Here is a 640-nt window from a genome sequence, read left to right on the forward strand (position 1 = left end):
GGATTCATTACGATGGTCATATCTGTAGGACTGAGCAGCTCAGGTAGCTGGTAAGACATCACAAGAGCTACCAATAGAGCTACTGAGAACACCATGGCAACATCGAAGAGGTTAGCCACTCCGGTAAGAGGGTTCTGGTCTTCTTCCTCATAGAGGATGCCTGTTCGATGATACCTTTTCCTTCTCATTGTCCGGTCTCCAAAGAATCAACAAGATAATCTATATCTGCCATATCCTGCCAGTACCACCTCTTCCTGATCAATGTAAGTACGTACCCCACAATACCTGCAAAAAGACCAAGCACTGTTGTGGCAAAGGCGATCATCAGGTTGTTGGCAAGCTGGAGAATGTCACCCTGTGCAAGACCGATGAGCGCGGGACCCAATGGAATTAAAGTTCCCATCAATCCAAGCATAGGAGCTACCGTAGACAGTATCTTTGTTTGCTCCAGGCGTTTTGTCATTCTCACTTCATATTCTTCGGACAACCAGTCTATAGAAGAAAGAGTGTTCTTTTTCAGATGCTCTGCTGCATCATGTGCAAAAGATGTAACAAGCTGGTTCTGGTCAAGTTTTAGAAGATGTGATGCGGCATTATCGTGGGAGGAATTGTTGACATTCTCCTGAACGTTTCTGCCTAT

General features: G+C 45.3%; 2 protein-coding genes. Both read right to left on the reverse strand.

Features of this window, described 5'->3' with window-relative positions:
- Positions 1-188: DUF2149 domain-containing protein (locus E7X56_RS11610; protein ID WP_135606896.1), on the reverse strand; the 188-nt coding region annotated here is incomplete at its 3' end.
- On the reverse strand, positions 185-640 hold a 456-nt coding region (locus E7X56_RS11615), incomplete at its 5' end, for a MotA/TolQ/ExbB proton channel family protein (protein ID WP_135606897.1). The genes E7X56_RS11610 and E7X56_RS11615, both read right to left, overlap by 4 nt.

This window comes from Methanococcoides sp. NM1, from assembly GCF_900774285.1.
Classification (GTDB): domain Archaea; phylum Halobacteriota; class Methanosarcinia; order Methanosarcinales; family Methanosarcinaceae; genus Methanococcoides; species Methanococcoides vulcani.